This window comes from Streptosporangium longisporum (assembly GCF_039534895.1).
GTDB classification, from domain to species: Bacteria; Actinomycetota; Actinomycetes; order Streptosporangiales; family Streptosporangiaceae; genus Streptosporangium; species Streptosporangium longisporum.
In genome coordinates this window covers 1,675,973-1,688,037 of record NZ_BAAAWD010000006.1, presented here as the reverse complement: position 1 = coordinate 1,688,037, position 12,065 = coordinate 1,675,973, and the positions used below count along the sequence as shown (strand labels likewise).

Below are 12,065 nucleotides of genomic sequence, written 5' to 3'. Positions count from 1 at the left end.
TCCTGGCGTCACTGGCCGCGCGCCCACTCCTTCTGCAGGCGGTCGGCGGCCTTGCGGGCGGTGAGGCGGCCGTGGGCGACGTCGAGGATGATCGCGCCCTCGGCCCGCTTCAGGAACACCTCGTCGGGGACGTTGGCCGAACCGCCGTCGCGGACGAGCTCCTCGATCGCGGCGTGGCCCTTCTTGCCCTCCGGGGTGGCGAAGACGGACGACTCCGGCCGGAAGTCCTCGCGCGCGGGGATCATCGTCAGGCCCTTCGCCCAGACCGGGACGCCGTCGCCCACGGTCAGGAACTCGACCAGCGCGGCCGCCTCGGCCACGTGCTTGGAACTCTTGGTGACGGCCAGCCCCACCTCGGGCGTGCTGCGGACGGCCGGCTCGGCCTCGGGCAGGATGGTGGGGAACGGGCCGGCGCCGACGTTCTTGACGGAGATCTTGGCGGTCTTGCGGTGGGACGCGGACAGCATCGGGCTCTGGCCCGAGTCGTCCACCAGGAACAGCGCCTTGCCCGAGCGGAACAGCTCGGCAGGGCGGTCGCCCTTGAGCTTCAGCGCCGACCTGGCCAGCACGCCCCGCTCGAAGAGCGACCCGTAGGCGGTCAGCGCGGAGACCACGTCGGGGCCGTTCCACGGCTTCCGGCCGGCGAGCAGTTCGTCGGAGAGCGTGGGGTGGCTCTGACCGGCGATGGTGAACAGCAGTTCCTCCTGCCCGCGCGGCTCCCCGGAGAAGACGACCGGCCGCACGTCGGGCAGTTCCTTCTTGACCCGCCTGACGATGGTCTCCAGGTCGGCGGCCCGCTCCGGGAAGGACATCCCCAGCTCGGAGAGCAGCCCGGCGTTGTAGTACATGACCGCGCCGCCGCTGGAGCCCATCGGGACGGCGTAGAGCTTCCCGTTCCCGGCGGCCTTCTCGGTACGGTCGATCGCGGTCTTGTCGAGCTCGTCGACCCAGCCCGCGGAGACCTTGTCCTTCCAGTCGGCGACCGGGCGGAGCAGGTCCCTGATCTCGCCGGTCATCGCCGGGATCCGCAGGCCGACGACGTCGGCCGCCTTGTCCGCGGCGAGGTCCTTGGGCAGCCGCCCGTGGTAGCCGGGCTCGTCGAAGGAACGCAGCTCGACCTCGACGCCGGGGTGCCCCGTCTCGAAGGCGGTGATCGCCTCGCGCAGCGTCGCGTCCGGCAGGAACGAGGTCCAGTACCTGAGGGTGACCGGCTTGGCGGACTTCTGGCCGCCCGCCGGAACGGCCTGCTGGACCGGCCGGCCACCGTCGGCCGTCCCGCCGGGGCTGCAGGCCGCCAGCCCGAGGGCGAGTGCGGCGGTGGTGGTCACGGCGAACACGCGAGTCGTACCGCGCATGCATACCTCCAGCGGAATCGTGGTGCGGACGGCGACATCAAGCCCGGGGAGGCCTACCGCGAAAAACGATCTTATGGATCCTCTGCCACCACACAGGGGGATCAAACACCACGATCACCTCGGAAGCCACATCCGTCCCACCCGCATCCCCTCGCCCGGGCCGTCGGCAGCGACGCGTGGACCCTGCCCGGCCGATTCCGCTATCGGCCCGATCGGACCCGCCGCCGGCTCGCCGTCAGCCCGCGACGATCTCGTGGCGCAGATGCTCGCGGCTGAGGTCGAGGAGCATCCGGACGTGGGAGTCGGCCAGGCGGTAGTAGATCATCCGGCCGGAGCGGCGACCGGCCACGATGCCCGCGGTGCGCAGCAGCCTCAGGGCGTGCGACACGGCGGTGTCGCTGACCTCGACCGTCTCGGTGAGGTCGCAGACGCACATCTCCCCGGCCTCCAGCAGCGCGTACAGCAGCTGGGCCCGGGTCTGGTCGCCCAGCAGCCGGAACAGGTCGGCGAGCCGGGCGGCCTCCTCGGGGGTGACGAGCCGGTCCCGCGTCGCCGCCACCCTGCCCTCGTCCGGCTCCATGGTCACGCAGGCGTCCAGGGGGGTGACGGCTTCCATGACGACTCCTGAACAGATGCTCAATGATAACGACTATCGTACCAAGGTCATCGGGTGCCGGGACGGCGCCGCGTTCAGCTCGACGTCGTGCCGGGCGCGGTGCTCAGCGGCGCGGCGATGTCCTCCAGGCCCTTGCCCTCGGCCTTGACGCCCAGGAAGACCTCCACCAGACCGGCGGCGATCATGAGGCAGGCGCCGATGGTGAAGGCCAGCGCGGTGTCGGAGGGCCTGCCGCTCTCCACGAGGTTGGCGAAGATCAGCGGACCGGCCACGCCGCCGACGAAGGTGCCGATCGCGTAGAAGAACGCGATGGCCATGGCGCGGGTCTCCATCGGGAAGATCTCGCTCACGGTCAGGTAGGCGGAACTCGCACCGGCGGAGGCGAAGAAGAGCACCACGCACCAGCACGCGGTCAGCGTGACCGCGGTCAGCATCCCCTGGTTGAAGAGCCAGGCCGTGCCCAGCAGGAGCACCCCGGACCCGATGTAGGTACCGGAGATCATCGGGATGCGGCCGACCGTGTCGAACAGCCGTCCCAGCAGCAGCGGGCCCAGGAAGTTGCCGACCGCGATGACCGCGAAGTAGTAGCCGGTCTCGGTCTCGATGCCGAAGAAGGTCGACAGGATCTGCGCGTACCCGAAGGTGATGGCGTTGTAGAGGAACGCCTGGCCGATGAAGAGCGACAGGCCCAGAACCGTGCGCTTGGGGTAGCGGGCGACCATGGTGTGCGCGATCTGGCCGAACCCGATCGACTTGCGCTGGTGGATGGTCATCGACTGCGACGGCTCGTCGAGCCGGACGCCCTTCTCCTGCTCGATCCGCTTCTCGACCTCGTCGACCAGGCCCTCGGCCTCCCGGTCGCGGCCGTGGATGAACAGCCAGCGCGGGCTCTCGGGCACGTGCCTGCGGACCAGCAGGATGGCCAGGCCGAGCACCACGCCCAGGCCGAACGCCACGCGCCAGCCGATGTTCAGCGGCAGGTTGTTGAGCAGCGGCACGGTCAGCAGCGCGCCGCCCGCGGCGCCGAGCCAGTAGCTGCCGTTGATGATGATGTCGATCCTGCCCCGGTGACGGCTCGGGATGAGCTCGTCGATGGCCGAGTTGATCGCGGCGTACTCGCCGCCGATGCCGAAGCCCGTCAGGAACCGGAACAGGAAGAACCACCAGGCGGAGAACGAGAACGCCGTCGCGGCGGTGGCCACCAGGTAGACGACCATGGTGATGATGAACATCTTCTTGCGGCCGTACCTGTCGGTGAGCCAGCCGAAGAACAACGCCCCCAGGCACGCCCCGGCCACGTAGAGGGCCGCGGCCGTGCCCGCCACCTGGGTCTGCGTGATCGCCAGCCCGCTGCCCTCCTTGGCAAGGGTGGCGGAGAGGTTTCCGATGATCGTCACTTCGAGACCGTCGAGGATCCAGACGGTGCCGAGACCGATCACGATCATCCAGTGCCAGCGTGACCACGGAAGCCGGTCCAGGCGCGCGGGGACCTTGGTGGTCACCGCCTTCGGCTGAGCGTCGTTCATGACGAACCGGATTACCCACATGAGCCCGGCTCATGCAGCGCGCGGGAACTCCTTTCCGCGCGGTCTTCCCCTGCTCGGCGGCCCCATGACGACACCCCAGATCAGGACAAATCCCAGGCTTTTAGATACATTGCGCGAACAGATGGATACGTGACCCGTTCGGGGGGATCAATGAAGGCCCGGATCACGGGCGTGGCGGCGTACCTGCCGGAACGGACCGTGTCCAGCGCGGACGTGGAACGGCGGATCGAGGGCTACGCGCCCCACCGGGGCATCGTCGAGCGCCTGACCGGCGTCAGGCGACGCCACGTGGCCGGTGACGACGAGCAGGCCTCCGACCTGGCCGTCCACGCGGTACGGAAGCTCGACCACTCCGACGCCGACCTGCTGATCTTCGCGTCGGCCTCGCAGGACATGATCGAACCCGCCACCGCGCACATCGTGGCGGCCAAGCTGGGCCTGTCCTGCCCGGTGTTCGACGTCAAGAACGCCTGCAACAGCATGCTGAACGGGATCCAGATCGCCGAGGCGCTGATCCTGTCCGGGGCCCACCGCAAGGTGGTGGTCTGCGCCGGGGAGATCCCGTCACGGGCGATCCGGTGGCGGGTCAGGGACCGCGCGCAGTTCGCCGACTCGTTCGCCGGCTACACGCTGTCGGACACCGGCGCCGCCGTGACGGTCGCCGCGGATGTGGAACGTGGCATTTTCTACCGCGACTTCGCGGCCGACTCCACGGCCTGGCCGATCGGCACCCTGCCCGGAGGCGGCTCGGCCCACCCCCGCGACCTGGAGTACTCCTACTTCCGCGGCGACGGGCGCGCCCTCAGACGCGCCTTCGAGGCGGTGGGCCCGGACATCTTCCTCAACGCCCTCAAGCGCACCGGCCTGACCTGGGACGACTTCGCCGTCGTGGCGGTGCACCAGGTGGCCCTGCCCTACCTGCGCTTCCTGGCGCGGGTGCTGGACCTCCCGGAGGACAGGCTGGTGGTCAGCCTGACCGAGCACGGCAACTGCGCCTCGACCACGCTGCCGCTCCAGCTCGCGCTGGGCGGCGCCCGTCCGGGCGACCGGGTGGCGATGCTCGGGCTCGGCGGCGGGATCAGCACCGGCGTGATGCTGGCGGAGATGTGATGGACCTGTGGGTGATCGTCCCCGCGTACAACGAGGCCGCGGGCATCGAGGGGACGCTGCGGGCGCTGGCCGCGCAGGACGACGGGGACTTCACCCTGCTCGTGGTGGACAACGCGAGCACCGACGGCACCGCCGAGATCGTCCGGCGGCACGGCGTCCAGGTGATCACCGAGACCCGCAAGGGCACCGGCGCCGCCTCCGACACCGGGATGCGGCACGCCATCGCGCACGGCGCGACCCACCTGGCCAGGACCGACGCCGACTGCCTGCCCCGCCCGGACTGGGTCCGCAACATCCGGCGGGCGTTCGGCGACGGGCTGGAGATGGTCGGCGGGCAGCTGCGGCCCCGGACCGACGAGTTCCGGCTGAAGCTCTGGGAGCGGTACCTCATCCCGTTCGTGATCGGGGTGGCCGCGACCTTCGGGCGGTTCCGGCCCGGCAACAGGGACCCGCGCTACCGGGGGCCGTACGTGATGATGCCCGGTGCGACGCTGGCCGTCACCGCCGACCTGTACGTGCGGGCGGGCGGTTTCCCCAGGACCGCGATCGAGGAGGTCCACGAGGACCGCGCCCTGGTCAACCGGGTGCGCGCGCTCACCCCGGCGTACGCCTCGCGCCGCGACGTGGTGGTCTTCGGGTCGGTGCGCAGGCTGCGCGCGTACGGCCTGGCGGGCACCCTCGCCTGGTACGCCGACCACCACTACCGGCCCGACGTGGTCGACGTCCGGTGAACCACGAGAGCAGACTCCAGCTCGCCGCCCACCCTGTCGCCTACCCGCTGATGCGGACGCTGGCCCGCCTCGGGCCGGTGGTCCGCGTCCCCGGCCTGGGCGTCGTGGTCAACGACGCGGCCGTGGCGCGTGCCGTGCTGACCGACGAGCGGTTCCGCAAGGACGGCCCCGGATCGCCCGGTGACCTGTGGACCCCCGTGCTCGGTCCCTCCGTGCTGCTCAACATGGAGGGGCCCGGCCACCTCGCGCTGCGCAGGAAACTGGCGCCGCTCTTCGCCCCCGCCCATGTCTCCGCGCTGGTGGACGATGTGCTCCGCGGTCCGCTGGCGGACCTGGGGGCCCGGCTGGAACGGGGTGAGACGGTCGACGTGGTGGACGCCATGCGGCTGATGGCCGGGGCGGTGATCTGCCGGGTGATCGGCCTGGGCGAGGTCTCCGAGGCGCGCGCCAGGGAGCTGTTCGCCGACGGCGAGCGGGTCGTCTCGATGGTCTCACTGCGCTCGCGGCGGCTGTCGGACCGGCAGGTGACGGCCGCCCGACGGGTGCTGGACCGGATCGGGGACATCGCGCAGGCCGCCTACGAGGCCGGGGACGAGTCCACGGTGATGGGCCGGATGCGGGCGCAGGGGCTGTCGGCGGCCGAGGCCAGGGGCGCGGCCGGGGCGTTCTTCCTGACCGGCACCGAGACGGTCGCCACGTTCGTCCCCCGGCTCGTCGCCCTCGTGCACGACCACCGGTCCCTGGCCAGCGGCTCCGGTGGCCCGGGTGACACCGGGCACCTCGGCTATCTCGGCGGCCTTGGCGACCTCGGTGCCCCGGGTGACCTCGGTGGCATCGGTGATCTGGACGCGCTCGTCGAGGAGGCGATGCGGGTCACCACGCCGACCCCGGTGATGCTGCGCTCGGTCTCCGCCCCCGCCCGCGTCGGCGGGATCGGGGTGCGGCCCGGTGACCGGGTACTGATCGTCACCCACAACTGCGCCAGGGCGTACGGCCCGTTCGACCCCTCCAGGCCCCACCCTCCCGAACTGCGCAGGCTCTGGTTCGGCGCGGGACCGCACTTCTGCATCGGCTACCCCCTCGCCCTGGCGGAGATCCGGGCGGTGGCCTCCGTCCTGCTCTCCCACCGGGTGCGCGTGGTACGACGGCGCGCGGCCAGGCGGGTCCTCATTCCCACCTACGAGCGGTTGTGGGTGAGCGCCTCGTGAACGACATCAACGACACCAACGACATCGTCGCCGGGATCATGGCCGTCGCCGCCCGGGAGCCCGCACGGGTCGCCATCGTCGACGGCGGGGGCCGCGAGATCACCTACGGCGAGCTCGGCCGACGGGTGGCCGCGGTCCGCGACGCCATGACGGCCCCTCCGCCACGACGGGAACGGCCCGGCAGCCGGTCCCGGACCCGGGCGGGGACCCGAGCCGAGACGGGGACGGAGACACGGTCCGAGGCGAGGACCCGGCCCGGGGACGGGCCGGTGGCAGGGGACGGGCCGGGGGCAGGGGCGGTGCGGCCGGGTGACGGGGTGCTGTTCGCGGTGCGTCCGGGGGTGGACGCGGTGGCGCTGGCCCTGGGGGCGGTGGCGGCGGGCGGGACGCTCGTCCTGGCCGATCCCGGGCTGGCGCCCGACGTGCTCGCCGCCCGCATGACCGCGGCCCGGCCCGCCTGGGTGGTCGCCGAGTCCCTGCTGTACACCCTGAGCGGCCCGCTCAGGGGTCTGGCCCGCCGACGCGGGCTTCTCCTGCCGAACCTCGCGGACCCGCTCCCCGGCCGGCCGGTCCGTCACCTGTACGCGGGCCCCTGGCTGCCCGGGGTCCCCCGCGGAGCGCTGCGGCTCTCACGGATCCTGCGGCCGTCCGCCCGTTCCCGGCCCGGGGAGCGGGCACCCGCCCCGGCCGCCGGAGGGACGTCCGCCGACCCGGGCCGGTCACAGGCGTACGGCCCGGACCCGGCCGTCGAAACGGAGCGGGCCGACGGAGCGGCGTACGGCTCGGACCCGGACCGGCCGGCGGCTGTGATCTTCACTTCGGGGACGACGGCGCGCCCGCGCGGGGTCGTGCACACCCGCGGGTCGCTCGCCGCCGGGCTGGAGATGTTCAGGACCGCGTTCCCGCTGGGACCCGGGGACGTCGTGCACACCGACCAGCTGATGCTCGGGCTGCCCGCGCTGCTGGCCGGGGCGACCTGGTCGCTGCCCGGCGGCGGGGACCTCGCCACCGAGCTGGCCGAGCGGCGGGCCACCCACACCTTCGCGGTCCCGGTACGGCTGGACCGGCTGCTGCGCGAGACCCCCCGGCTCCCGGCGACGCTCCGCTACCTGCTGCTGGGCTCGGCCCCGGCCCCGCCGGGCGTGCTGCGCCGGGCGATCGAGGCCGGGCCCGAGGTGCTGTCGGTCTACGCCATGACCGAGGCGCTTCCCGTCGCGATCGCGTCCGCGGGCGAGAAGCTCGCCCACGACGGAGGGGACCTGCTCGGGACGCCCCTGCCCGGCGTCGGCGTCCGGATCGCCGAGGACGGCGAGCTTTTCGTCTCCGGACCCCACCTGGCACGGTGCTACCTCGGCGAGGAGCCGCTGAGCGAGGTCGCCACCGGTGACCTGGTCCGCCTCGACGGGGACCGGCTGGTACTGCTCGGCCGGAAGAAGGACATGATCCTCCGCGACGGGTTCAACATCTACCCGGGCCTGTACGAGCCCGGCATCGCGGCACTGCCCGGGGTGGCCGAGGCGGCGATCGTCGGGCTCGCCGACCCGGGGACCGGGGACGAGGAGGTCGTGCTGGCCGTCGTCCCGGACGGCGGCGATGGTGGCTACGACGAGGCCCGGCTGCGCCGGGCGCTCCTCGGGATCGTCGACGCCGCGGCCCTGCCCGATCGGATCGAGCCGCTCGACGCCTTCCCGCGCTCGGGACGGTCCGACAAGCTCGACCGGGCCGCCCTGCGGGACCTGGTCACCCGCCGTGCCTGACCTCGCCAAGTCCTCCGAGCCCTCCGAGCCCTGGCCCTCTGTGCCCTCCGCGTCCTCCATGCCCTCTGTCCCCGGGTTCATCGTGCCCTCCGTACCTGACCCCGCCGAGCCCTCTCGCTCCTGCCCCGCCGTGCCCTGGACCGAGGGCCGTCCCCTCCCTCCCGCACGCGGCGGGCCAGGGACAGGACGAAGGATGGCGGTGACCGGGGCCTCGGGGTTCGTGGGAGGCGCGGTCTGCCGGGCGGCCGTGGCCGAGGGCTGGACGGTGTCGGCCTTCGGCAGGCGGCCGGCCGTGGCCGGGGAGCACGTCGGCGGTGCCCCGTACACCTCCTGGGACCTTCTCGATGCCGCCCCGCGGCCGTACGAGGTGGACGTGGTGGTCCACTGCGCCGGGAGCGTCACGGACTGGGGCCCGCCGCGCGCCATCTGGGCCGTCAACGTGGAGGGCACCCGCAACGCCGCCGCGGCCTTCCCCGGCGCCAGGTTCGTGCACGTCAGCACGGCCAGCGTCTACGACCCGTTCCGGCCGACCGTGATGGCCGCCGAGGACGCCGCCCCGGTCCGGCGGTACGCCAACGCGTACGGCGCCTCGAAGGCCGCGGCGGAGAGATGCCTGGACGGGGCGGTCGTCCTGCGGCCCCACGCGGTCTACGGCAGGGGGGACACCACGCTGCTCCCCCGGATCCTGGGCGCGGTCAGGGGCGGCCGGGTGTTCGCGGTGGGCGACGGGCGCCAGCGGGTCAGCCTGACCTCGGTGGACAACCTGGTCCGCGCCTGCCTGCTCGCCGCGGCGGGCCCGGTGGGCCACGGTGTCTTCAACGTCACCGACGCCGAGCCCGTGGTGCTCGACGAGGCCCTGCGCGCGCTCCTGCGGGAACGCGGCCTGGACGCCGAACCGTACTACCTGCCGCCCGGACCGGCCGGTCTGCTCGCCGTCGTGGCCGAGACCGCCCACCGGTCGCTCCGTCGCCGGTACCCGCCCCGGCTGACCCGGTACGCCGTGGGGCACCTGGCCGTCGAGCGGACCCTCGACATCACCGCCGCCCGGCTCCGGCTCGGCTACCGGCCGTCGGCGACGTCCTTCGCGGGCGCCGCCGGCTGGTGAGGAAGGACCGCAAGGGACGCGGCGGCGGGGGACCCGGGGGACGCCGGGGACGCCGAAGACGCGGGGGTCCCCGAGCCCTCCGGTGCCTCGGGGGCGGGACGGTTGAAGCCGCTCCCGGTGAGGAAGGTCGCCGCCGCCACCGAAAGGCCCAGCCCGAAGATCACCCTCAGGCCGTTCCTCAGCGACGTCGTCAGCGTGTCGAACATCGTGACCACGGCACCGACCCGCAGGCCGTTCCGCGGCATGGACTCGGGCAGGTACACGTTGCGCAGCGCGGACAGGGCGACCGCCAGGGCCAGCATGCCGACGGCGGCCCCGATGCCCGCGCCGATCAGCCCGACGCGCCGGTCACGGACCAGGAACACCCCGGCGGCGATCAGGAGCGGCGAGGCGCCCGCCAGGACCCACCGCAGCGAGATCAGCCCGTTGCAGGCGTGGTGAGCGCCGGCCGCCGCGGAGGCCGGGATCAGCCGGGCGGTGGGAGGGGTGTCGGGCAGGCGGGTGGCGGCCTCCACGCCGGAGCGTTGCAGCCTCTTCTTGACCAGCTCGTACATGGGGGTGAAGTCGTACTCGACCCCGCCGCGTACGGCGGGATCCGTGCCACCGGTGCCACCGGTGCCACCGGTGCCGCCCTTGCCGCTCAGCACGGTGGTGAACCGGTGGTGGGCCGCCCGGTTGATCTCCACCCAGACGGCGGCGAAGTCGTCCCCGGTACCGGTCTCGGCGGTCCGGCGGACCACCTCCGCGCGCGCCGGGACGCCCAGCCCGTGCAACCGCAGGGTGACCTCGTCGGCGACGTGGTCGGTGACGGCGTCCCGGACGACGGGATGACCGGCGAGCGGGGCCATGGTCCGCAGGTACCCCGCGGGATCGGCGACCTCGCTCGCCGCCCACCCGGCGAGAAGGGCCAGGGGGGCGAGGAGACAGCCGAGCGCGATCACCAATGAGCCGATCACGGTGCGCACGGAAACCCCCTCTCCGCTTTACCTGCAAATCCCCCGTTTTGCCTGGTAAAACCCCACAAACAGGGTTTTTGACGATAATTTGGGACTCGTTGTCAACTCGATGGTGAGATCGGGTCTACAAACCTTGACCGACCCCCCTCAGCGCGTCGAACGACCACATAGCTCATTGACCCGAAAACCGTTATTAACCTGCGACGTAGTGGGGTGACGGACGGCAGAAGCAGGGATTATGACGCGCGATGCGGGGCGGACGGACGTGGGATCGAGCCTGGCCCTCGCACTGGGATCCGCGGTCCTGTGGGGTCTGGCCCACCTGTGGGTCGGCCGCAGGCTGACCGGTGCCCTGCTGATGGGGATCGAGCTGATCCTCGCCCTCGCGGCCACGACCGCGATGCTGACCGCCGGGCCCGCACTGCTCGCCCTCGCGGTCCAGCCGGTCTGGCTGTGGGCCTTCGCGCTGACCGCGTTGCTGGTCGCCGGGGTGACGGTGAGCGTGACGATCCGCTCCTACCTGCTGGTCCGCCCCAAGGAGGCGTCCCCGGCGGCACAGTACCTCTCGGCCGCCGCCATCGGCCTGCTCTGCGCGCTCATCGTCGCCCCGCTGGTGTACACGGCCCGGCTGGCGTACGTCTCGCAGACCGTGGTGACCTCGGTGTTCGCCGAGAGTGTCACGCCGATCCCGGTCGACGACCCGTGGAAGGACATGGAGCGGATCAACATCCTGCTCATCGGCGCCGACGCCGCGGCCAACCGCGTCGGCGTGCGTACCGACAGCATGACCGTGGCCAGCGTCGACACCCGTACCGGTGACACCGTGCTGTTCGGCCTGCCGAGGAACCTGGAGAACGTCCCGATGCCGCCGGGCCCGGCCCGCGACCGCTTCCCCTACGGCTTCGAGGGCCAGCCGCCGTACACGCCGGGCATGCTCAACGAGGTCTACCAGTACGCCGAGGACTACCCCGAGATGGCCCCCCGGCTGAACAAGCGGCAGCGCGGTCCCGCCCTGCTGAAGAGGACGGTCGGCGGCATCCTCGGCCTCGACGTCCCCTACTACGCGATGGTCGACATGCGGGGGTTCACCGAGATCGTCGACGCGATGGGCGGCGTGCGGGTCCGCGTCAAGGACCCGATCGTCTACGGCCTGCGCAACGAGGGCCGGATCGAGCCGGGCAGGCGCCGCCTCTCGGGCGAGGAGGCCCTCTGGTACGGCAGGTCGCGCACCTACAGCGACGACTACGTGCGGATGAGCCGCCAAAAATGCCTGCTGAACGCGGTCGCCAAGCAGGCCGACCCGGTGACGGTGTTCAAGAGCTTCGAGAGGCTGGCCCGCGCCGCGGTCGACGCGATCTCCACCGACATCCCGCGCGAGCTCCTGCCCGATCTGGTGGAGCTCTCCGAGAAGGTGAAGCACTCCAGGATCAGGAGCCTGCAGTTCGTGCCCCCGCTGATCTACTCGGGCGCACCCGACTACAACCTGATCAAGCGCGAGGTCGCCGCGACCCTGGCCGCGCCGCCCCCCGCTCCCCGGGCTGCCCTGCCGGCCGTGCCGACCGGGAACCGCGGCAAGAACGCGGCCGGCCGCGCCGGGACGAGGGCCGTCGTGCTCGACTCCGCCTGCGACTGACGCCCGGCACACCCGGACCCTCCCGGACGTCCAGGGCGTCCGGAAGG

10 protein-coding genes are annotated in these 12,065 nt (G+C 72.5%); 6 read left to right on the top strand and 4 right to left on the bottom strand.

From position 1 onward, the window contains the following. Nucleotides 1-8: 8 nt before the first annotated feature. From ABD832_RS11880 to ABD832_RS11870, 3 genes are all read right to left on the bottom strand, one after another. Nucleotides 9-1,355: an ABC transporter substrate-binding protein gene (locus ABD832_RS11880; RefSeq protein WP_344892687.1), complete on the bottom strand. Its 1,347-nt coding sequence runs from the start codon at nucleotides 1,353-1,355 to the stop codon at nucleotides 9-11. Between the two features lie 235 nt (nucleotides 1,356-1,590). Further along, entirely contained in the window at nucleotides 1,591-1,971 is a 381-nt protein-coding gene (locus ABD832_RS11875; protein WP_344892684.1) for an ArsR/SmtB family transcription factor, read from the bottom strand. A 74-nt stretch (nucleotides 1,972-2,045) separates the two neighbouring features. After that, a complete protein-coding gene (locus ABD832_RS11870) occupies nucleotides 2,046-3,497 on the bottom strand; it encodes an MFS transporter (RefSeq protein ID WP_344892681.1) in 1,452 nt (483 codons plus the stop codon). A gap of 171 nt (nucleotides 3,498-3,668) precedes the next feature. Here ABD832_RS11870 and ABD832_RS11865 point away from each other — a divergent pair, with 171 nt between their 5' ends. The 5 genes from ABD832_RS11865 (at nucleotide 3,669) to ABD832_RS11845 (ending at nucleotide 9,429) form a co-directional block, all read left to right on the top strand. Continuing rightward, nucleotides 3,669-4,628 (top strand): 3-oxoacyl-ACP synthase III family protein, encoded by a 960-nt coding sequence (locus ABD832_RS11865; RefSeq protein ID WP_344892678.1) that lies wholly within the window; start codon nucleotides 3,669-3,671, stop codon nucleotides 4,626-4,628. Beyond that, nucleotides 4,628-5,359, top strand: coding sequence for a glycosyltransferase (locus tag ABD832_RS11860; protein WP_344892675.1), 732 nt, complete (start codon nucleotides 4,628-4,630; stop codon nucleotides 5,357-5,359). Before ABD832_RS11865 ends, ABD832_RS11860 begins: the two co-directional genes overlap by 1 nt. Beyond that, a complete protein-coding gene (locus ABD832_RS11855; RefSeq protein ID WP_344892672.1) occupies nucleotides 5,356-6,567 on the top strand; it encodes a cytochrome P450 in 1,212 nt (403 codons plus the stop codon). The genes ABD832_RS11860 and ABD832_RS11855 overlap by 4 nt, the downstream gene beginning before the upstream one ends. Next, nucleotides 6,564-8,324, top strand: coding sequence for a class I adenylate-forming enzyme family protein (locus tag ABD832_RS11850; protein ID WP_344892669.1), 1,761 nt, complete (start codon nucleotides 6,564-6,566; stop codon nucleotides 8,322-8,324). The genes ABD832_RS11855 and ABD832_RS11850 overlap by 4 nt, the downstream gene beginning before the upstream one ends. Before the next feature lie 193 nt (nucleotides 8,325-8,517). Beyond that, nucleotides 8,518-9,429 carry an NAD-dependent epimerase/dehydratase family protein gene (locus ABD832_RS11845; protein WP_344892666.1) on the top strand — a complete coding sequence of 304 codons (912 nt, stop codon included), beginning with the start codon at nucleotides 8,518-8,520 and terminating at the stop codon, nucleotides 9,427-9,429. On the opposite strand, the gene ABD832_RS11840 is transcribed toward ABD832_RS11845, so the two are convergent. After that, on the bottom strand, nucleotides 9,384-10,394 hold the full coding sequence (locus ABD832_RS11840; RefSeq protein ID WP_344892663.1) for a hypothetical protein: 1,011 nt from the start codon (nucleotides 10,392-10,394) through the stop codon (nucleotides 9,384-9,386). The two genes, ABD832_RS11845 and ABD832_RS11840, sit on opposite strands and share 46 nt — an antisense overlap. A gap of 229 nt (nucleotides 10,395-10,623) precedes the next feature. Here ABD832_RS11840 and ABD832_RS11835 point away from each other — a divergent pair, with 229 nt between their 5' ends. Next, nucleotides 10,624-12,018 (top strand): LCP family protein, encoded by a 1,395-nt coding sequence (locus ABD832_RS11835; RefSeq protein WP_344892660.1) that lies wholly within the window; start codon nucleotides 10,624-10,626, stop codon nucleotides 12,016-12,018. The last annotated feature ends 47 nt before the right edge of the window (nucleotides 12,019-12,065 follow it).

Excerpts from the sequence above, each read along its gene's own strand:
- ABD832_RS11880 (WP_344892687.1), bottom strand. The coding sequence starts at position 1,355 with ATGCGCGGTACGACTCGCGTGTTCGCCGTGACCACCACCGCCGCACTC.
- ABD832_RS11875 (WP_344892684.1), bottom strand. The coding sequence starts at position 1,971 with ATGGAAGCCGTCACCCCCCTGGACGCCTGCGTGACCATGGAGCCGGAC.
- ABD832_RS11870 (WP_344892681.1), bottom strand. The coding sequence starts at position 3,497 with ATGAACGACGCTCAGCCGAAGGCGGTGACCACCAAGGTCCCCGCGCGC.
- ABD832_RS11865 (WP_344892678.1), top strand. The coding sequence starts at position 3,669 with ATGAAGGCCCGGATCACGGGCGTGGCGGCGTACCTGCCGGAACGGACC.
- ABD832_RS11860 (WP_344892675.1), top strand. The coding sequence starts at position 4,628 with ATGGACCTGTGGGTGATCGTCCCCGCGTACAACGAGGCCGCGGGCATC.
- ABD832_RS11845 (WP_344892666.1), top strand. The coding sequence starts at position 8,518 with ATGGCGGTGACCGGGGCCTCGGGGTTCGTGGGAGGCGCGGTCTGCCGG.
- ABD832_RS11835 (WP_344892660.1), top strand. The coding sequence starts at position 10,624 with ATGACGCGCGATGCGGGGCGGACGGACGTGGGATCGAGCCTGGCCCTC.